The 17,993-nt window shown below is 62.5% G+C and carries 17 protein-coding genes; 8 read left to right on the top strand and 9 right to left on the bottom strand.

Going from position 1 to position 17,993, the window contains the following annotated elements:
* The first annotated feature begins 13 nt into the window (after nt 1–13).
* The 6 genes from H5P29_RS27520 to H5P29_RS27495 are packed head-to-tail and all read left to right on the top strand — an operon-like array spanning nt 14 to nt 4,344.
* Nucleotides 14–676, top strand: a complete 663-nt coding sequence (locus H5P29_RS27520; protein WP_067965363.1) for an amino acid ABC transporter permease — start codon at nt 14–16, stop codon at nt 674–676.
* Between the two features lie 5 nt (nt 677–681).
* Nucleotides 682–1,344, top strand: a complete 663-nt coding sequence (locus H5P29_RS27515; protein WP_067965361.1) for an amino acid ABC transporter permease — start codon at nt 682–684, stop codon at nt 1,342–1,344.
* Nucleotides 1,345–1,354: 10 nt separating this feature from the next.
* Nucleotides 1,355–2,125 carry an amino acid ABC transporter ATP-binding protein gene (locus H5P29_RS27510; RefSeq protein ID WP_067965359.1) on the top strand — a complete coding sequence of 257 codons (771 nt, stop codon included), beginning with the start codon at nt 1,355–1,357 and terminating at the stop codon, nt 2,123–2,125.
* Nucleotides 2,126–2,141: 16 nt separating this feature from the next.
* Nucleotides 2,142–2,525, top strand: a complete 384-nt coding sequence (locus H5P29_RS27505) for a RidA family protein (protein ID WP_067965357.1) — start codon at nt 2,142–2,144, stop codon at nt 2,523–2,525.
* 42 nt (nt 2,526–2,567) lie between these two features.
* Nucleotides 2,568–3,389 carry an IclR family transcriptional regulator gene (locus H5P29_RS27500; protein WP_067965355.1) on the top strand — a complete coding sequence of 274 codons (822 nt, stop codon included), beginning with the start codon at nt 2,568–2,570 and terminating at the stop codon, nt 3,387–3,389.
* 34 nt (nt 3,390–3,423) lie between these two features.
* The gene (locus H5P29_RS27495) at nt 3,424–4,344 is read left to right on the top strand and encodes a sugar kinase (RefSeq protein ID WP_154387143.1); all 921 of its coding nucleotides are present in this window, start codon (nt 3,424–3,426) and stop codon (nt 4,342–4,344) included.
* Nucleotides 4,345–4,380: 36 nt separating this feature from the next.
* On the opposite strand, the gene H5P29_RS27490 is transcribed toward H5P29_RS27495, so the two are convergent.
* The gene (locus H5P29_RS27490) at nt 4,381–4,980 is read right to left on the bottom strand and encodes a hypothetical protein (RefSeq protein ID WP_154387142.1); all 600 of its coding nucleotides are present in this window, start codon (nt 4,978–4,980) and stop codon (nt 4,381–4,383) included.
* A 330-nt stretch (nt 4,981–5,310) separates the two neighbouring features.
* Between H5P29_RS27490 and H5P29_RS27485 the strand changes: the two genes are divergently transcribed.
* Nucleotides 5,311–5,994: an XRE family transcriptional regulator gene (locus tag H5P29_RS27485; protein WP_067967077.1), complete on the top strand. Its 684-nt coding sequence runs from the start codon at nt 5,311–5,313 to the stop codon at nt 5,992–5,994.
* Nucleotides 5,995–6,096: 102 nt separating this feature from the next.
* Here the strand turns inward: H5P29_RS27485 and H5P29_RS27480 are convergent, their stop codons facing one another.
* The 7 genes from H5P29_RS27480 to H5P29_RS27450 all read right to left on the bottom strand — a co-directional run bounded on the left by H5P29_RS27480 (nt 6,097) and on the right by H5P29_RS27450 (nt 14,891).
* On the bottom strand, nt 6,097–7,137 hold the full coding sequence (locus H5P29_RS27480; protein ID WP_067965351.1) for a DUF3445 domain-containing protein: 1,041 nt from the start codon (nt 7,135–7,137) through the stop codon (nt 6,097–6,099).
* A gap of 42 nt (nt 7,138–7,179) precedes the next feature.
* Nucleotides 7,180–8,145, bottom strand: a complete 966-nt coding sequence (locus H5P29_RS27475) for a PDR/VanB family oxidoreductase (RefSeq protein WP_067965350.1) — start codon at nt 8,143–8,145, stop codon at nt 7,180–7,182.
* The gene (locus H5P29_RS27470) at nt 8,142–8,735 is read right to left on the bottom strand and encodes a dimethylamine monooxygenase subunit DmmA family protein (protein ID WP_246787007.1); all 594 of its coding nucleotides are present in this window, start codon (nt 8,733–8,735) and stop codon (nt 8,142–8,144) included. Before H5P29_RS27470 ends, H5P29_RS27475 begins: the two co-directional genes overlap by 4 nt.
* Nucleotides 8,736–8,754: 19 nt before the next feature.
* Nucleotides 8,755–9,888 carry an aminomethyltransferase family protein gene (locus H5P29_RS27465; RefSeq protein ID WP_067965348.1) on the bottom strand — a complete coding sequence of 378 codons (1,134 nt, stop codon included), beginning with the start codon at nt 9,886–9,888 and terminating at the stop codon, nt 8,755–8,757.
* A 285-nt stretch (nt 9,889–10,173) separates the two neighbouring features.
* Entirely contained in the window at nt 10,174–11,853 is a 1,680-nt protein-coding gene (locus tag H5P29_RS27460) for a formate--tetrahydrofolate ligase (protein WP_067965347.1), read from the bottom strand.
* 53 nt (nt 11,854–11,906) lie between these two features.
* Complete coding sequence (locus tag H5P29_RS27455) at nt 11,907–12,800, bottom strand: bifunctional methylenetetrahydrofolate dehydrogenase/methenyltetrahydrofolate cyclohydrolase (protein ID WP_067965343.1); 894 nt, start codon at nt 12,798–12,800, stop codon at nt 11,907–11,909.
* Nucleotides 12,801–13,181: 381 nt separating this feature from the next.
* The gene (locus H5P29_RS27450) at nt 13,182–14,891 is read right to left on the bottom strand and encodes an APC family permease (protein WP_154387581.1); all 1,710 of its coding nucleotides are present in this window, start codon (nt 14,889–14,891) and stop codon (nt 13,182–13,184) included.
* Between the two features lie 439 nt (nt 14,892–15,330).
* On the opposite strand from H5P29_RS27450, the gene H5P29_RS27445 reads away from it, so the two are divergent.
* Nucleotides 15,331–16,032 carry a response regulator transcription factor gene (locus tag H5P29_RS27445; protein WP_154387582.1) on the top strand — a complete coding sequence of 234 codons (702 nt, stop codon included), beginning with the start codon at nt 15,331–15,333 and terminating at the stop codon, nt 16,030–16,032.
* A 433-nt stretch (nt 16,033–16,465) separates the two neighbouring features.
* Here H5P29_RS27445 and H5P29_RS27440 read toward each other — a convergent pair whose 3' ends face one another.
* Complete coding sequence (locus H5P29_RS27440) at nt 16,466–17,827, bottom strand: NAD(P)-binding domain-containing protein (protein WP_154387583.1); 1,362 nt, start codon at nt 17,825–17,827, stop codon at nt 16,466–16,468.
* Nucleotides 17,828–17,993: the final 166 nt, after the last annotated feature.

The raw sequence follows: 17,993 nt of genomic DNA, 5'->3' as shown, positions 1-17,993 counted from the left end.
ACCTGACGGCACCATGGGTTACACACTCAATTTCTCGGCGGTCTGGCGCAGTTTCGACCAGCTGCTCTGGGGTCTCGGGCTCAGCCTGGCGCTCGCCTTCGTGGCGATCGCCATCGGCTGCGTGCTCGGGCTGATCACCGCCTTCGGCCTGTTGTCGAAGCAAGGCGCGTTGCGCCACCCCGCGCGCATATATGTCACCATCATCCGCAACACGCCGATCCTGGTGCTGGTGCTGTTCACCTTCTTCGCGCTGCCGCAGCTCGGCATCCGGCTCGGCAAGATCGAGAGCTTCGTCGCCACGTTGGCGCTCTATTCCGGCGCCTATCTCGCCGAAGTGTTCCGCGGTGGCCTGCTCGCCGTGCCCAACGGGCTCAAGGAGGCCGGTCTCGCCATCGGCCTGACCCAGGCGCAGATCCGCAACTCGATCGTCATGCCGCTGATGCTGCGCAACGTGCTGCCGTCGCTGTCGAGCACGCTGATCTCGCTGTTCAAGGACACCTCGCTGGCCGCCGCCATCGCGGTGCCGGAGCTGACCTTCGAGGCGCGCAAGATCAATGTCGAAACCTTCCGTGTCATCGAGACCTGGATCGTCGCCAGCTGCCTCTATGTCGCCACCTGCTCGGTGCTCGCAGCCCTGCTGCGCAGGCTCGAGCGGCGCATGTCCATTCCCCGGTGAGTGCCATGGAAACAGTGACATTCTTCGAAACTCTCTGGCTCGCCCGCATCCCGATCCTCAAGGGCATCGGCGTCACCGTCTCGATCTCGGTTCTGGCGATCCTTGTCGGCACCATATTGGGCATCGGCGTCGGCCTGGCGCTGACCTATGGCAACAAGCCGTTGCGCTGGCTCGTGCGCGGCTACACCGACTTCATCCGCGGCACGCCGGTTCTGGTGCTGGTGCTCGCGAGCTACTACGTGCTCGGCACTGTCGGCATCGACCTCGGCCCGTTCCAGGCCGGCGTGCTGGCGCTTGCCGTGTTCTGCTCGTCGCATGTCGGCGAGATCGTGCGTGGCGCGCTGCAGTCGATCCCCAAGGGCCAGACAGAGGCTGCCAAGGCGATCGGCCTGACTTTCCCCCAGACATTTGCCTATGTGCTCGGTCCGCAGGCGCTGCGCCAGGTGTTGCCCGCCTGGGTCAATACGGCCGCCGAGATGGTCAAGGCCTCGACGCTTCTGTCGATCATCGGCGTGGCCGAGCTTCTGCTCAGGACCCAGGAGCTGATCTCGCGCACCTTCATGAGCCTCGAGTTCTATTTCTTCGCGGGCTTCCTCTATTTCGTCGTCAACTACGGCATCGAGCGTTTCGGCCGCTACGTTGAACGCAAAACCTCGATCCCCTCGTGAGGCCGCAACAATGACCGGCAACCTTCTCGAAATCCGCGACCTGCACAAGCGCTACGGCGATGTCGAAGTCCTCAAGGGCGTCGACTGCACCATGGCCCAGGGCGACGTCATCTCCATCATCGGCTCGTCCGGCTCGGGCAAGACGACGATGCTCCGCTGCATCAACATGCTGGAGGAATTCCAGGGCGGCTCGATCCGCATCGACGGCGAAGAAATCGGCTACGAGACCGCAGGCGGCACGCGCCGTCGCAAGAAGGAAAAGGAAATCGCCCGCCAGCGTGCGATGACCGGAATGGCCTTCCAGCAGTTCAACCTGTTCCCGCATATGTCTGCGGCCGAAAACGTCATGCTCGGCCTGGTCAAGGTCAAGAAGATGTCCCGCGACGAGGCGCGCAGCGTCGCCGAAAAGTGGCTCGACCGTGTCGGCCTCGCCGAGCGCCGCGACCGTTTTCCCGGCCAGCTCTCCGGCGGCCAGCAGCAGCGCGTCGCGATCGCACGCGCCATTGCCATGAACCCCAAGCTGATGCTGTTCGACGAGGTCACCTCGGCGCTCGACCCCGAGCTGGTCAACGAGGTGCTGCAGGTCATCAAGGATCTCGCCCGCGACGGCATGAGCATGCTGCTCGTCACCCACGAGATGCGCTTTGCCTATGAGGTGTCGTCGCGCGTGATCTTCATGAACCAGGGCCGCATCGGCGAGGAAGGTAACCCGCGCGAGATGTTCTTGAAGCCGCAGACCGAGCGGCTGGCCGAGTTCCTCAAGACCTCAACCTTCAACTAGCATTCGGAGAATAGACATGACGATCAAGCGCTATGGCACCGGCCAGACCGGGGCGGGCAAGCAGGCACTGCCCTTCGCGCGCGCCGTCGAGGCCAATGGCTGGCTCTACGTTTCCGGCCAGGTCGCCATGGAGAATGGTGAGATCGTCGGCGGCGGCATCATCGCCGAGACGCGCAAGACGATGGAAAACGTCATCGCCATCCTGGAAGAAGCCGGTTATGGGCTGGAGCACATCGTGCGTGTCGGCGTATGGCTCGACGACCCCCGCGACTTCTGGTCGTTCAACGGCGTCTATGCCGAGTATTTCGGTGACCATCCGCCGGCGCGTGCTTGCGTACAGTCGAGTATGATGGTCGATTGCAAAGTCGAAATCGACTGCGTCGCCTACAAGGCGCCGTAATGGCATGAAGTTTTGCCGGCGATCTGCCGGAAGAGGCGACACATGGACGACGTATCCGACGACATGACCAACAGGCGGGCGCGCGGTCTCGACCGCGCCTTCGAGATCATGAACTTCTTGCGTCTCAAGCGCACGCCGCTTCGCCCCAACGAGATCGCATCTGGCATCGGCGCGCCGCGTTCGTCCGTCTATGAGCTGGTCAATCTGCTGATGCGCCAGGGCGTGCTCGAATATCGCGGCGAGGACGGCCGGGTCTTCCTCGGCCGCAAGCTCTACTTCCTCGGCATGGCCTATGCCGAGCAGTTCGACCTGATGCGCGAATGCGACAAGCTGTTGACGCACATCGCCGAGGAGACGCGCGAGACGGCGCAGATGTGCCTGCTCGAAGGCAACAAATACACCGTCGCCCAGATGAAGGAAGGCCTGCGCCCGTTCCGCATTTCGTCCAATGTCGGCGATCCCGTCTCCATCGCCTGGACGGCGTCGGGCCGGCTGCTGGTCGCCCATATGAGCGACCAGGAAATCCTCGACTTCATCCCGAAGGAGGATTTCCAGCTGCCCAACGGCCAGTGGCTCGATCCGGCGCAGTTCATCGCAGAAGTGCGCGAGGCGTCGCGGGTCGGCTACTACACCTTCAACAGCGCCGTCGAGAACTTCACCCACTGCTTCGCCGTTCCGGTTTACCAGGCCGACAACATCTGTATCGCAACGCTCTGCCTCGTGGCGCCGCGCGAGGATGGGCTCAAGAACCACGCCAGCTATCTCAAGACGCTGCTCGATGCCGCCGCCGACCTGTCGAGCCGCCTCGGCCACGTCGCCGACGAGCACGCGCCGGGTGCAGCCCGCGCCGGCGGGCGGCGCTGAACGGCAACATACACAACATTTCTGGACACCCTTGATGGCCGGACGCGCACTCCTGATCGGCGAATGCATGGTCGAACTTCGCCAGGCCGGCGACGGCCTGATGCGCAAGGGCTTTGCCGGCGACACCTTCAACACCGCCTATTACCTCAGGAGCTTGCTGCCCGAGGCATGGCCGGTCGACTATTTCTCCGCCGTCGGCACGGACACGATCTCCGATGAAATGCTCACCTTCATCGAGGGCACCGGCGTCGGTACCGGCTTCATCCGTCGCCTGCCGGAGCGTACGCCCGGCCTCTACATGATCCATCTCAAGGATGGCGAGCGCAGCTTCTCCTACTGGCGCTCGACCTCTGCTGCGCGGCTGCTCGCCGATGACGCTTCGGCATTGCGTGCGGCCATCGGCGCCTCGGAGACGATCTTCTTCTCCGGCATCACGTTGGCGATCCTGGCGCCCGAAGCGCTCGCAACGCTGCTTGCCGAAATTGGCCACGCCAAGATCGCCGGCAAGCTCGTCGCCTTCGATCCCAACATCCGCCCACGCCTGTGGGACGACGCCGACAGGATGCGGCGCGCAATATCCGATGGGGCCGCGGTCTCCAGCATGGTGATGCCGAGCTTCGAAGACGAGGCGACGCATTTCGGCGACGCCACGGTCGATGCGACGATCGCGCGCTACGTTGGGCTTGGCGTGAACAAACTCGTGGTCAAGGACGGTGCCGCTGGCATCGCGCTGGATTTCGACGGCGAGCGAAGCTTCGTGCCGGCCAGCCGGACGAAACAAGTTGTCGACACGACTGGTGCCGGCGACAGCTTTAACGGTGCTTTCCTCGCCAACTATCTGCAGACCGGCGACCACCTGAAGGCAGCAGCCTTCGCGGCCAATGTGGCGGCCGCCGTCATCGGCCACCACGGCGCGCTTGTCGGCCGGTCCGAACTGAGGATACCGGCCGCATGAACAGCCTGGATGGACGATCCTTGAAGGCGCTTCCGCTTATTGCGGATGCACCATCTTGGTCGGCTCCTCCAGCAGGCTGAACGGATGGCCGTCGCACGACACGTCGGGGTTGGTCGGGCTGAACATCCCGTTCGGATTGTCCTTGAACAGCCAGGCGTGCAGGTCGTAATGGGCGAATTCCTTGGGGATCAGGGGTTCGTGCCCTTCCATCGGTCCCTGGAACGGCTGGCCGAGCACGGTCGGCCGTTCCTTGACCGCGTCCATTGGAACCAGCCACTCGACCGCGACGAGGGTGAGCTTGCCGTCGGCACCCGGTTCGTAGACCAGCACGTTCGGCTTGGTGGGGTCGGGCGGGCCCTTCACCGTCAGATTGACGAAGTGTACGCCCATCGCGCCTTTGGGATACTCCATCCGCCCTTCGATCTTTTCCCCGGTGTAGTGGACGCAGCCGACCGTCGACAGATAGAGGTCGCGCACGGCGACGTAGGGATCCTTGTATTTTTCCAGTGCCTGGCGCGCGGCGTCGAGTTCGGCTTTGCTGGGTTCGGCGGCGCGGGCGTCGTTGATAGTCGGGGCCGCAGCCCATATCAGAGCCAGGGCGACGATGGCGCCACTGGCGAAACCGGCAGACCTCATGGCAGTTCCTCCGCTGATGCATCGTGCAATTGCACGGGGCTGGGAGTTTCGCGCTCTCCGGGAGCGCTGTAAATCAATCGAATGGGGGAGGGCACTAGTCAAATCAGTGGGCCGCCGCAGTCCGATGGCGCGTGCCTGGAGGTGATGGCAAGGCTTTGTGGCGGAATGATTTTCCGCGGCAAGCTGCCTTTTCGTTATGCATATTGCCTGCAGTTTGATCGTCGGCCCTTGAAACTTGTGTAAAGAAATTTTACCATGGGTGAACTGGTGAATTTGTGAGTTTTTGCAACGAGGGATAGCGGCGTGAAAGAAGACCGTTTGTCAGCCGTGATGACTGCCGACGGCAAGAAGGCTGCCGCCGCGATCGCGGCGAAGGCGCAGCCATCGCCGCTTCACCAGGATCCTCATGCCATCCGTGACACGCCCGAGAAGGTGCTGGAGGTGGCGCTCGGCCACGAAGTCCGCTCCTTCCGCAAGAAGCTCGGCATCACCGTGGCCGACCTTGCGGCGATGACCAACATCTCGCTCGGCATGCTGTCCAAGATCGAAAACGGCATCACCTCGCCGTCGCTGACCACGCTGCAGGCGCTGTCGCGGGCGCTGGGCGTGCCGCTGACCGCCTTCTTCCGCCGCTTCGAGGAGGAGCGCAGCGCCGTCTTCGTCAAGTCCGGCGAGGGCGTCGACGTCGAGCGTCGCGGCACCCGCGCCGGGCACCAGTACAACCTGCTCGGCCATATCGGCTCCAACACCGCCGGTGTCGTGGTCGAACCTTATCTGATCACGCTTGCCGGGGATTCGGACGTGTTTCCGATGTTCCAGCATGAGGGCATGGAGTTCCTCTACATGCTGGAGGGCGAGGTCGTTTATCGCCACGGCAGCAACCTCTACCGCATGACGCCGGGCGACAGCCTGTTCTTCGACGCCGATGCCCCGCACGGTCCGGAAGAGCTGACCCAATTGCCGATCCGCTATCTCTCCATCATCTCCTACCCGCAGGGGGCGAGCGGCGACTAGCCTCGGCGGCAGTGGTGTCGAACGAAAAAAGGAGGCGATGACATCGCCTCCTTTTTCGTGGTCGGTGGCCGGGCCTCGGTGAGGCCAGGCCGGATCGATATGTTAGTCCGGGCTGAAGCCGGATGAGGTCGGAGCGCCGTCGTCATATTTCGACAGCCAGTCGACGGTGGTCTGGCGATAACGGGTCAGGCCCTTGTATTCGGCGAGCTCGACCGGCAGGTCGCGCAGCACGCGGTGGAAGCGGCGGGCCCATTTCGGCACCGTTACCAGCTCGTCCATCTTGAGCAGGTAGCAGCGGATCGGGAAGACCAGCGCGTTGGAACGCGGCAGGCGCCAGAAGCTCTGCAGTTCGACGCGGAGATGGACCTTCTGGCCGACATTCTCAGGCGTCACCGTCAGGCGGTCACTGCCCCATTTGTGGAAGTTCTCCGGGCTGGTGTCGAGGCGCGGATTGATCGTCATGGTCCAGTTCAGGCGGCGTGCGGGCTTGCCCTGCTGGATGTTGGTCAGGAATTTCAGGGCGCGGGTGAAGACGCCCATCTCATGCGCCAGCGGCACCGGTGCATGCCATTCGAAGAAGTTCATGCCGATGTCGAAATCGAGCGACCAGTCGGCCTGGGTGGTGACCATGCCGGCGTCCATCCAGAGATTGTTGTCACGCTGGTCGAGGATGGCGAAGTCGCCCTGGCTCTGGCGGGTGATGTACTCCATCGGCCCATAGGGCAGGGTGGAGATGTCGCCAAAGGTGAAGGTGTCGTCGATGCCGAGTGGCCGGTTGATCCAGCGCCAGCGGTCGCCGTCGCGGGTCAGCGTGAAGTGCTCGGGATAGCTCGCGGCCTTCTCGGTCATCAGAAGTTCGAGCAGGTCCCAGCCGGCCAGCGTCATGTGCGGCAGCGACTGGCAGCGCAACGGATCTTCCGCCAGCACCATGGCGCGGTCCTGCATCTCCGAGACATAGTGTTCGTCGACGTCGATCAGGTGCTCGAACACGCTGCCCTTGGGGCCCGGCACATGCGGCTCGATGTTGACCGAGTACATGTAGGCGTCTTCGTGATAGGGGAAGGGAAACCGCTTGATCTGTTCCGGACTGTTCCTGAAGGTAAAATCGTCGCGGAACGTTTCTTTCCTGAAGTTTATTCCCATCAATTCCTCCCTCTTCCAAAGCGCTGGGCGCTCCGGGATGTTCTACCGTTCCAGGACCAGCGAGCGGCCCTCGAAGCGCGAAACGCATGGCATGATCTTCTTGCCCGAGCAGTGCTCCTCATCGCTCAGCCAGTGGTCGTTGTGCTTGAACGTGCCGTCATAGGAGATGACGTTGGTCTCGCACTGGCCGCAGACGCCGCCGCGACAGAGATAGGGCGGGTCGACGCCTGCCGCCTCGATCGCCTCGAGCAGGCTCTGCTGTTCGCCGACCCGGATCTCCAGGCCGCTGACTGCCAGCTTGACGTCGAAGGGCGTGCCCGGCTGCGGTGCGGCGAAGTGCTCGTAATGCACCGAGTCATCCGGCCAGCCATGGGCAGCGGCGGTGTCGCGCACCCATTTGATCATGCCAGCGGGGCCGCAGACATAGATATGCGTGCCGAGCGGCTGGGTGGCGAGCAGGCGGTCGAGCGGGATGCGCTCGTTGTGCTCGTCGTAGTACAGGTTGACCCTGCTGCCGTAGCGTTCGCGCAGCACCTCGGTGTAGCTGCCCAGCGCCTCCGAACGGCAAGTGTAGTGCAGCTCGAAATTGCCGCCCGACGAAGCGAGCTGGGCGGTCTGGGCGAGAAACGGCGTGATGCCGATGCCGCCGGCGATCATCAGGTGCTTCCTGGCGCGCAGGTCCAGCGAAAACAGGTTCACCGGGTAGCTGATGACCATTTCGCTGCCGCGCTTGACGCGGTTGTGCATGAACAACGAGCCGCCGCGGCCGACGTCGTCGCGACGCACCGAGATGGTGTAGTCGCGCGTGGCGAGCGGCGAGCTCATCAGCGAATAGGGATTGAGCCTGGTGATGTCGCCGTCGCGCATTTCGACGACGACGTGGGCGCCGCCGGAAAAGGTCGGCAGGTTGCCGCCGTCGGTGCGCTCGAAGTGGAAGCGCTTGACCAGTTCATTGACCGCGACCACCTCGGTCACGGTGACGTTCAGCTTGTTTGTTCCCGCGCTCACCGGAAAATCTCCTCTGTCTGAGGGATCTCGGTCGGATCCTCGGCATTGATGCAGACGCCCTGGAAGGCGGCATGGCGCTTGGAATAGTGGTCGCGCACCAGAAGCAGCAGGCCGCAATGCGAGCAGGTGACCGGCTGGGTGGTGACGTTCTCGGTGATGCCCTTGCAATGAACGCACTGTACGCGCCGCGCCCATGAGCCGCGGTGCTCAGTCTGGATCGAGGCAGGGTCGATGCCGGCTTCGATTGCCGCCTGCATCATCTGGCCGATAAGGCCTTCGGTCCCGGCGAGATACATGCGCAGGCCCATATGGGCGTTGGCAAGTGTCCAATTGAGCCGCGGCAATGCCGCCGCGACCGTCGGGCCTTCATAATACTGGGCCGGCTTCAACGCCTTCAGCGATGCCTGAAAGCTGTCTCCGGTCCGGCCCGGTATGAACATGATATGTGCATTGGCGAAGAAGTCCTCTGGAGCCTTCTTCGCCAGGTCCAGGATCGCGGACGCCCCTTCGGCGTCCGCAATCAGAAGGTGGCTCTTGCCGGCCTGCGGTGACAATGTTCCGTAGACCGGGCGACTGAGGATCGTCTTCACCGGTGCACTGTCCAAGGTCTCAGCCCTTTGCCGTCCGCTTCAGCTTCTTCGGGTCGTCGAACGGCAGCGACTGCGCCGTTGCCTTGACCGTACCGCTGGCGTTGCGGATTTCCAGCGGCGTTCCGACGATGGCGCAGTCGACGTCGAGGCGAGCGATGCCCATCGACTTCTTGACCAGCGGTGAATACATCGCGCAGGTCACGACACCGACCTTCTTGCCGTCGCGATAAATCTCGGCGCCTTCGTCAGCTGGCTTGTCGCTGTCGAGCAGTACGCCGAAGATCTTGAAGCGTTCCTTGCCCTTGAGGCGATAGTGCTCTTCGGCACCGCGGAAGCCGGTCTTGCCGGGGCTGACGGTGAAGTCGAGACCAAGTTCCCACAACGTGTCGCCAGGGCCCTCGTTCGCGAACGGGTACTTCTGCGAATTGTCATACGGGTAGAACAGAAGGTAGCTCTCGACGCGCAGCATGTCGAGCGTGGTGAAGCGCGTCGGGATGATGCCCATCGGCTTGCCTTCGGCAACGATGGTGTCCCAGATCTGGCCCGCGTCCTGGCCGCGGCAGAAAATCTCGTAGCCGCGCTCGCCGGTGTAGCCGGTGCGCGAGATCATCACCGGGAAGCCGAACAGTTGGGTCTGCATGTGGTGGAAGTAGTTGAGGTCCCGGATGCCGGGAACGTGCTTGGCAAGGTAGTCGACGGCGAGTGGGCCCTGCAGCGACAGGTCGTGCAGATTGTCGTCGAAGCGGACCGAGACGTCGCGGCCGATCGATGCGCGGGTCAGTTCCTCATGGCCCGAGCCCGAACCGTGCACGACCATCCAGGAGTTCGGACCCATGCGGTAGATGACGCAGTCGTCGGTGAACTTGCCGGCGTCGTTGAGCATGCAGGCATAGACCGACTTGCCGGGGTAGATCTTCTCGACATTGCGGGTGGTGCACAGGTCAATGACATGCCCTGCGTGGGCGCCGGTGATGTGCACCTTCTTGAGGCCGGAAACATCCATCAGGCCGGCCTTGGTGCGGATCGCCACATACTCCTCGTCGGCGTCCTTGTCATAGCTCCAGGCCGTGCCCATACCGCTCCAGTCTTCCAGTTTGGAACCCAGTGCGCGGTGGCGGTCGGCCAACATCGAAAAACGCCATGAAGCTGTCATTTCAGGTACTCCTCCATATTGTTCCCCGCCCTTGGCCTTGCCTTGAGGCGGTCATTTGTTGAGGGCATTTGAACCCAAATTTGCCTCTAGGGCAATATCCAAGTGCAAGAATTTTTACTGATAGGCAACATTTTGCCTGTCGTTTCTTCCAGGCCTGTACTGCTCAGCAAGCTTGGTTGCGGGCAAAAAAAAGCCTGGCACATGAGGTGCCAGGCCTTGAAAGGGCGCTCCGGGCCTGGGGGACAGGAGGGGTGGATTGGAGCGCCTTGGGAGAGAGGTTTCGCCTCAGAACAGTCCTTCGATCTGGCCCTGTTCGTTGAGGAAGATCTTCTCGGATGACGGTGCCTTGGGCAGGCCGGGCATGGTCATGATCTCACCGCAGATGGCGACGATGAAGCCGGCACCGGCTGCCAGGCGCACTTCGCGCACCGGCACGACATGGTCGACAGGGGCACCCCTGAGGTTCGGGTCGGTCGAGAACGAATACTGCGTCTTGGCCATGCACACCGGCAGGTGGCCGTAGCCGGCCTGTTCCCAGGCATGCAGCTGGTCGCGCACCGACTTGTCGGCGATGGCTTCGGAGCCGCGGTAGATGCGCTTGACGATGGTGTCGATCTTGTCGAACAGCTTCATGTCGTCGGGATAGAGCGGCGAGAACTGCGAGGCGCCGCTTTCGGCCAGCTGCACCACCTTGTGGGCGAGCTCCTCGATGCCGGCCGACCCCTTGGCCCAGTGCTTGCACAGGATCGCTTCCGCACCCATCGAGGCGACATACTCCTTCATCGCTGCGATTTCGGCGTCGGTGTCGGAGACGAAGTGGTTCATCGCCACCACCACAGGCACGCCGAACTGCTTGACGTTCTCGATGTGGCGGCCAAGGTTGGCGCAGCCCTTCTTCACCGCCTCGACATTCTCCTTGCCGAGCTCTTCCTTCTTGACGCCGCCATTCATCTTCATCGCGCGCACGGTGGCGACGATGACGGCGGCTGCCGGCTTGAGGCCCGCCTTGCGGCACTTGATGTCGAAGAACTTCTCGGCACCGAGATCAGCGCCGAAACCGGCTTCGGTGACGACATAGTCGGCGAGCTTCAATGCGGTGGTGGTGGCGACCACCGAGTTGCAGCCATGGGCGATGTTGGCGAACGGGCCGCCATGGACGAAGGCCGGGTTGTTTTCCAGCGTCTGCACCAAATTGGGCTGGACCGCGTCCTTCAGCAGCACCGCCATGGCGCCATCGGCCTTGAGGTCGCGGGCATAGACGGCCGTCTTGTCGCGGCGATAGGCAACGATGATGTCGCCGAGGCGCTTCTCGAGATCTTTCAGATCGGTTGCCAGGCACAGGATCGCCATGACTTCGGAAGCGACGGTGATGTCGAAGCCGGCTTCACGCGGAAAGCCGTTGGCGACGCCGCCGAGCGAGCAGTTGATCTGGCGCAGCGCCCGGTCGTTCATGTCCATCACCCGGCGCCAGACGACGCGGCGGGTGTCGATGCCGAGCTCGTTGCCCCAGTAGATGTGGTTGTCGATCAGCGCCGACAAAAGGTTGTGGGCGGTGGTGATGGCGTGGAAGTCGCCGGTGAAGTGGAGGTTCATATCCTCCATCGGCACGACCTGGGCATAACCGCCGCCGGCAGCACCACCCTTGACGCCGAAGTTCGGCCCGAGCGAGGCTTCACGGATGCAGACGATGGCCTTCTTGCCGATGCGGTTCAAACCGTCGCCGAGGCCGACCGTCGTCGTGGTCTTGCCTTCGCCGGCCGGCGTCGGGTTGATCGCGGTGACCAGGATCAGCTTGCCGTCCTTGTTCTTGCGCGCATTGGCGATGAACTCGGCCGAGATCTTCGCCTTGTCGTGGCCATAAGGCAGCAGATGCTCGGTCGGAATGCCGATCTTGGCACCGACCTCCTGGATCTGCTTCTTCTTCGCCGCACGCGCGATCTCGATGTCGGTCTTGAATTCGGCCATGACTCTCTTCCCTTGAGTTTGGTTCGATTTCCGCGGAGCCTCGGGCTCCCAGATTAAAAACGTGGTGCTGACTGGCCCGCCGAACGGAAGGCCGAGACGACCGTATTGGCCATCAGAAGTGCAATGGTCATCGGCCCGACGCCGCCCGGCACCGGCGTGATGGCGCCGGCCTGCTCGGCGGCGCTGCCGTAGTCGACGTCGCCGACGAGCTTCGACTTGCCATTGAGACCGCCCTCCAGGCGGTTGATGCCGACGTCGATGACGGTGGCGCCCGGCTTCACCCAGTCGCCCTTGATCATTTCAGGACGCCCGACGGCCGCGACGAGGATGTCGGCGCTGCGGCACAACGCCGGCAGGTCCTTGGTGCGGCTATGGGCGACGGTGACGGTGGCGTTGGCATTGAGCAAAAGATTGGCCATCGGCTTGCCGACGATGTTGGAGCGGCCGACGACGACCGCATTGAGGCCCGACAGGTCACGGCCGAGCGCACGCTCGATCAAAAGCATCGAGCCTGCCGGCGTGCAGGGCACAAAGGCGGTGTCGAGCTCACCGGTGCCGAGCTTGCCGACATTGGTGAAATGGAAGCCGTCGACATCCTTGTCGGCCGAGATCGTCTGGATGATCTTGCCGGCGTCGATATGGTCGGGCAGGGGCAGCTGCACGAGGATGCCGTGGATCTTGGGATCGGCGTTGAGCTTCTGCACCAGTGCGACCAGATCGGCTTCCGAGGTATCGGACGGCAGCGCGTGCTCGACCGAGTGGAAGCCGCATTCCTTGGCCTTCTTGCCCTTGGAGGCGACATAGACCTGGCTTGCCGGGTCGTGGCCAACGATGACCACTGCGATACCGGGGACGACACCGGTCTCGGCGATCAGCTTTTCGGCTGCGATCCGGACCTTTGTCACCACATCGGCGGCAACTGCCTTGCCATCGATTACCGTCGTCATGCTGTGCAATTCCTCCCAGGCGCGCGCGTACGATCCTATGGCATGAGCCATCGGTTCCAGCCCCGGATTACACCATCCGGACAGCTTTTTGCGCTGAATTTTCCCGTCTGAATCTATAGCAGCTGACGGGGGTGAAAGTCAACCACAATGCAAAAATCTTTCATGGAAAGAAATATTGGCCCAGCGTGGTTTTGCGCGCTTCCGGAGTGGGCGACGCCGGGGCAAATCGGCGCCAAGCGTGCGGCGGTTGTCGAAATGAATTGCGCAAAAACAAGAAGATAGAGCGGCGATGCGAATCGCTGAAAAGGACGGCAACGCCGCGGCGCGAAATGCAAAAGGCCGGCTTGCGCCGGCCTTCGCAGGTTGAATGTGCGTCAAGCTTCAGAGCACGAAGAACCAGTTGGCGAGAAGCACCACGGCCAGACCGGCGAGCAGCGTCAGGTAGGGCAGGATACCCGCCTTCTTCACGCGCAGGTCGCTCTGCTGCATGCCCAGATCCTCGAGCATGTGCTCGGGGAACTTGCCGCCGTCCTGGATATAGTGGCGGTAGCAGAACACCGGGATGATCAGGGCCGCGGTGAACAGGCCGGCCCAGAGTGCCATCGGATTCCACACCTTGGCGCCGGCGCCCATGAAGATGGCGTTGACGTAGGCAAAAAGGGCACCGACCGTGATCAGCCAGGTCGGCGCGCGCCACGGCCGCTTGATGTGGCCGTTGTCCATGCGATGGATCCAGCCGGAGTTCAGGTTGAGGAAGTTGAAGATGATGTAGCCGCAGTTCGAGACGGCGAGGATGAAGAAGAAGCTCGTCGCATCCGTCGAGGCGATGGCCAGGACGAACAGGTTGGCGATGAGATCGGTCCACATGGCGCGGGTCGGCGCGCCGTGCTCGTTGACGTGGCTGAGGTAACGCGGCAGCCAGCCGTCGACCGAGCCCTGGTAGAGCGTGCGCGACGATCCGGCCATCGCCGTCATGATGGCGAGCAGCAAGGCGAGGATCATCAGCATGACGAGCAGGTTCTTCACCAGCCCGCCACCGCCGACCATGCCGGCAAGTGCATCGGCAACACCGGAACCGTCGACGATCGGCGTCGACAGCATGCCGTTGAGCCCGAGCACGCCCTGGAAGGTGAAGGGCACGATCATGAACAGCAGCATGCAGAGCAGGCCGGAATAGAAGATGGCCTTGAAGGTGTCGGTGGCCGGGTTCTTGAACTCGCGGGTGTAGCAGACGGCGGTTTCGAAGCCGTAGGTCGACCATGCGGCGATGAACATGCCGCCGAGCACCAGCGTCCAGCCAGCGACGTTCCACGCGCCGGGTTCAGGTGCGTAGGCTGCGGCCAGCGGCACGAAGGGCGAGTAGTTGTCCCAGTTGATCTGGCCGGTGAGGATCGGTACCACGCCGACGATCAAAAGCGGCACGATGACCAGCAGGCCGACGACCTTCTGCACGGCAGCAGTGCCGAGAATGCCGCGATGCTGGATCGCGAAGGTCACCAGCATCAGCACGGCGCCGATCCAGAAGGTTGCGTTGAGCGAGAAGCCGACCGGACCGAGCGAGTGGCTATAGAGCGTCCAGGTGCGGATGCCGGGCGTCGCTGCGGCGGTTACCGCTGCAACGGCGTCAGCGGCAGTGGTGCCGACATTTGCCGCCATGTACTGCAGCACCTCCGGCGAGGCTTCGGTGAAGCCGGGGATCGGTGCCAGCGCGTTGAGGATGTAGGCGGCGGCGATCGAACAGCCGAGCGACAGCACCGGTGACCAGGCGAACCAGTTGCACCACACCGACAGCGGCGCGACGAACTTGGAATAACGCAACCATGCGGTGGCGCCATAGACCGAGGCGCCACCCGACTTGTTTGGGAACAGGCCGGCGATCTCGGCATAGGTGAAGGACTGGATGAAGCCCATCAGCATGGAGCAGATCCAGATCGCAAAAGCGATGTTGCCGGCGGTACCGGCAATGCCGCCGATCGAGAACAGGACAAGAGGCGGCACGCCGCTGGCAACCCAGAAGGCGCCTCGCCAGTCGATTGTCCTGTGAAGCTGGCCGGCGGAATCCGCCGGACTGATGTCCGTAACAGCGCTCATTGGTCAAATTCCCCATTGATTAGGATGCCCGTCGCCCAAGCCCGGCTTTCCCGGTTTTCAAGGTGCGGCGGCAGTTTCCGCTTAGGCTTCTTTTTTTCCTCAAAGTGAAGTTTGTCCGAATTCGAGGCGCCGTCAAGCTATTTTGTCGCAGCACTGGACCAATCTTCACAACTGGTACCCCCGGTTGGAAAATTGGGCAGACGATGATGCCTCTCTGGACAGCGGCGGCCTACCCGAACGGGTGGGTAAGCAGGCTTGGCGCCATTTGCCGGCTTGTGGAGGCCAGTTCGGCAGTAAAAATGCCGCATCCACTGGAATGAAAAAATCATTCATGATATGAATTGCGTTCACAGGGTCGATCCGGGCAGGACCGGAGAGGAGCGACCCAGCGCAGGAGACGTCGGCAAGAGGTGCGTGCACGAACATAGGCGGGAGGAACATGAACGCCGAATGGAAGGGTCAGCGCCATGGCATCGGGATAGAGGTGGTGCCGGTGGTGAAGGAAAACAGCTTCAGGGTTCTGATAGCCGAGCGCAATCCGCTCGTCATCGCAGCCCTTGGCGACATGCTTTCGCGCGACAGCCGCTTCGAGCTGGCCGAGAGCGTGCAGACCGGCAGGGCTTTTCTCGAGGCGGCCTCAACTGCTGCCCCACAGTTCGATATCGCGGTGCTGGGCTGGCGGCTGCAGGACATGGATTCCGGCGAAGTGCTGGCCGAAATGCAGCGCCGCGGCCTTCATGCCCGTGTGGTGATCTTCTCCAACGACCACGACATCTCGATCCTCAAGCAATGCGTGCGCCTTGGCGTGCAGGGCTTCTGCTATCAGTTCGACGATCCGGCGATCCTGTTCGACACGCTCGTCGCCGTCGCCCACGGCCGCATCTGCATTCCCTACATGGACGTGTCCAAGATCAACGACACGCCGCTGTCGCGGCTGACCGCACGCGAGCGCGAGCTTCTGTCGGTGCTGGCTGACGGCTGGACAAACCTGCAGATCGCTGCGCGCACCGGAATCTCGGAAAATACGGTCAAGTACCACCTCAAGAATCTCTACGACAAGCTCGACGTCCGCAATCGCGCGATGGCGGTGGCGCTCTACGCCAGCGAGAAGAACCGCGGGCCGCATCTGAGTTCGCAGTAAACGTCAGCTCCGGATGAGTTGCGGCTAAGGGCCAGCTCATCTGCGTTCGCGTCATCCCCTGACGCGCCGCCTTGGCGCCCGGCTACGCCTCTCCGAAAAATTTCAGAGCTGTCTCTTCCTGCTTGGGAGGGCGTGGAAACGCCAGTCGCTTGGGGGCCCAGGTCGCCGAAATGGGCTCCCTCGCCGCCCGGAAAGCGGGGGGGCAGGCCGAGCACGACTTGTCGAAGATGCATGGGAGAAGGTGAGGGGATCGGTGCCGGCGACCTACCCGCAACAGCTCTCTTTTTGAGGCGCGAAACAGGCAGCCCGGTATGCTCCCGCGCAACCCCTTTTCGTCGCGCGGGCAGTGGTCAAGGCATGCAAAAGGGATGCCGCCCCGGCTGGGGCGGCGTTTCATGTCAGGAAAGCCGGACGGTCCGCTAGGACCGCATTCTTACTCAGCCGCTTCGGCGGTGCGCAGGTAGGATTCCAGCGAGTCGTCGAGGGCATCCTTCCACGGCGTATGATGGGCGGGTGCCATGGTGCCTGTTATGACCGACTTGTAGGAGTGGTTGCGGAATTCCATGATGCCCTTCTTCTTGTGTTCCTTCCACTCGAAGAAGGCCTCGTTGGCGCCGTCGACGTCGAAGCTCGGATAGTCGGTCTCGGCGATCAACTCCTTGACGTATTCGCCCTGGTATTCGATCGCGTCATGCGAGTCCTTGCCAGCATCTTCGCCGGCAACGCGTTCCTGAACATCGTCGAGCAGCGCCTGCTTGCTGTCGGGCAGCTTGATGCGGCCGAGGATGACGTCGCGTGCCCACCATGCCTGGGCGTCGAACATGTTGAAGGTGAACCACTGGTCCTGCATGCCGAGATAGAACATCGCCGGGTTGTGGACATAAGCGACACCCTTGTAGAGGTCGGCGGTCGCAAGGCGGTTGGCGGTCTTGAGGCGCAGGTCGTCGGGCAGGAACGGGAAGTGGTGCTTGTAGCCGGTGCACAGGATGATGGCGTCGATCTTCTTGGTCGAGCCGTCCTTGAAGGTCGCGGTGTTGATCTCGACCTTTTCCAGCAGCGGCCGCTCTTCCCAGTTGTCGGGCCATTTGAAGCCCATCGGCGCGGTGCGGTAGCAGTTGGTGATCGACTTGGCGCCGTACTTCCAGCACTGCGAGCCGATGTCTTCAGCCGAATAGCTAGTGCCGACGATCAGGATGTCCTTGCCGGCGAATTCGCGGGCGTCACGGAAGTCGTGGGCGTGCAGGATGCGGCCGTTGAACCGGTCGAAGCCGGGGAATTCAGGAACGTTCGGAGTAGAGAAGTGGCCCGAGGCGACGATGACGTGGTCGAACTCCTCGGAGTAGCAGTGGTCCTTGGGCAGGTCCTGGACGGTGACGGTGAATTTCTTGGTCTCCTTGTCCCAGGTGACCATGCGGACGGCTGTCTCGAAGCGGATCCACTTGCGGACGCCGGCCTTCTTCACGCGGCCCTCGATGTAGTCGAACAGCACGGCGCGTGGCGGGTAGGAGGCGATCTGCTTGCCGAAATGCTCCTCGAAGGAATAGTCGGCGAATTCCAGGCCCTCCTTGGGGCCGTTGGACCAGAGATAGCGGTACATCGAACCATGAACCGGCTCGCCATACTGGTCGAGGCCGGTGCGCCAGGTGTAGTTCCACAGACCGCCCCAGTTGGCCTGCTTCTCGAAGCAGACGATTTCCGGGATGTCCGCGCCTTTCGCCGCGGCCGACTGGAATGCCCTCAACTGCGCCAGTCCAGATGGTCCGGCACCGATCACGGCGACACGCTTGGCTGTCATGGTTTCCTCCTTTTGGTATAGACCAAATTTCGTTATTGGTTCCTCTGGTTCAGTTATGTTGCCTGCCATTATACCAATTTGTCAACGGCGTGTTTCCTGTGAGGAAGGAAAATTTCGCTAAGATAGGGTGAAACGCCCGATTTTTGGTGGTATTCACAGCCATGAC

It is taken from the genome of Aminobacter sp. MDW-2, from assembly GCF_014250155.1.
GTDB classification, from domain to species: domain Bacteria; phylum Pseudomonadota; class Alphaproteobacteria; order Rhizobiales; family Rhizobiaceae; genus Aminobacter; species Aminobacter ciceronei.
This window is presented reverse-complemented; position numbering and strand designations above follow the sequence as displayed.

What these genes read in the sequence shown, in the direction of transcription:
- H5P29_RS27490 (WP_154387142.1), bottom strand. Translation starts at nt 4,980, where the DNA reads ATGAGGTCTGCCGGTTTCGCCAGTGGCGCCATCGTCGCCCTGGCTCTG.
- H5P29_RS27465 (WP_067965348.1), bottom strand. Translation starts at nt 9,888, where the DNA reads ATGACAGCTTCATGGCGTTTTTCGATGTTGGCCGACCGCCACCGCGCA.
- H5P29_RS27520 (WP_067965363.1), top strand. Translation starts at nt 14, where the DNA reads ATGGGTTACACACTCAATTTCTCGGCGGTCTGGCGCAGTTTCGACCAG.
- H5P29_RS27445 (WP_154387582.1), top strand. Translation starts at nt 15,331, where the DNA reads ATGAACGCCGAATGGAAGGGTCAGCGCCATGGCATCGGGATAGAGGTG.
- H5P29_RS27505 (WP_067965357.1), top strand. Translation starts at nt 2,142, where the DNA reads ATGACGATCAAGCGCTATGGCACCGGCCAGACCGGGGCGGGCAAGCAG.
- H5P29_RS27510 (WP_067965359.1), top strand. Translation starts at nt 1,355, where the DNA reads ATGACCGGCAACCTTCTCGAAATCCGCGACCTGCACAAGCGCTACGGC.
- H5P29_RS27450 (WP_154387581.1), bottom strand. Translation starts at nt 14,891, where the DNA reads ATGAGCGCTGTTACGGACATCAGTCCGGCGGATTCCGCCGGCCAGCTT.
- H5P29_RS27495 (WP_154387143.1), top strand. Translation starts at nt 3,424, where the DNA reads ATGGCCGGACGCGCACTCCTGATCGGCGAATGCATGGTCGAACTTCGC.
- H5P29_RS27460 (WP_067965347.1), bottom strand. Translation starts at nt 11,853, where the DNA reads ATGGCCGAATTCAAGACCGACATCGAGATCGCGCGTGCGGCGAAGAAG.
- H5P29_RS27500 (WP_067965355.1), top strand. Translation starts at nt 2,568, where the DNA reads ATGGACGACGTATCCGACGACATGACCAACAGGCGGGCGCGCGGTCTC.
- H5P29_RS27440 (WP_154387583.1), bottom strand. Translation starts at nt 17,827, where the DNA reads ATGACAGCCAAGCGTGTCGCCGTGATCGGTGCCGGACCATCTGGACTG.
- H5P29_RS27455 (WP_067965343.1), bottom strand. Translation starts at nt 12,800, where the DNA reads ATGACGACGGTAATCGATGGCAAGGCAGTTGCCGCCGATGTGGTGACA.
- H5P29_RS27515 (WP_067965361.1), top strand. Translation starts at nt 682, where the DNA reads ATGGAAACAGTGACATTCTTCGAAACTCTCTGGCTCGCCCGCATCCCG.
- H5P29_RS27480 (WP_067965351.1), bottom strand. Translation starts at nt 7,137, where the DNA reads ATGGGAATAAACTTCAGGAAAGAAACGTTCCGCGACGATTTTACCTTC.
- H5P29_RS27485 (WP_067967077.1), top strand. Translation starts at nt 5,311, where the DNA reads ATGACTGCCGACGGCAAGAAGGCTGCCGCCGCGATCGCGGCGAAGGCG.